At 25.3% G+C, this 589-nt stretch carries 1 protein-coding gene; it reads left to right on the top strand.

Going from position 1 to position 589, the window contains the following annotated elements; genetic code table 11:
- The coding region (locus I6E15_RS10070) for an IS3 family transposase (RefSeq protein ID WP_235247637.1) at nt 1-558 on the top strand (558 nt) is incomplete at its 5' end.
- Nucleotides 559-589 lie beyond the last annotated feature (31 nt).

Raw genomic sequence — 589 nt, 5'->3', positions numbered from 1 at the left:
CAAGGAACTGTTGGAAAAATAGCAGATAATCATATTGAGCGAAATTTTGAGGCAAATAGACCAAATGAAAAATGGTTTACAGATGTAACAGAATTTAATTTAAGAGGAACTAAACTGTATTTATCGCCAATATTAGATGCATATGGAAGATATATAGTCTCATATAATCTATCACTATCTCCAAACTTTAATCAGATAATAGATATGCTAGAGAAAGCATTTAAAGATAATTTTAATATTAATAATTTAATATTTCACAGCGACCAAGGTTGGCAATATCAACATAATTTCTATACTAAAAGATTAGAAGAAAAAAATATTATTCAAAGTATGTCAAGAAAAGGAAATAGTTTAGACAATGGATTAATGGAAAGTTTTTTTGGAATAATGAAATCAGAAATGTTTTATGGACAAGAAAAAAATTACAAAAATATAGAAGAATTAAAGCTAGCAATAGAAGAATATATAGATTATTACAATAACAAAAGAATTAAAGTAAAATTAAAAGGATTAACTCCTGCATCATACAGGAATCAATCCTTATTAATCAACAATTAAAATATATGTCTAAGAAAATGGGTTCACTACA

The sequence above is a fragment of the Fusobacterium perfoetens genome, assembly GCF_021531475.1.
In the GTDB taxonomy this organism is placed as follows: domain Bacteria; phylum Fusobacteriota; class Fusobacteriia; order Fusobacteriales; family Fusobacteriaceae; genus Fusobacterium_B.
The sequence above is the reverse complement of the archived record's forward strand: the minus strand, read 5'-3'. Positions and strand labels throughout refer to the sequence as shown.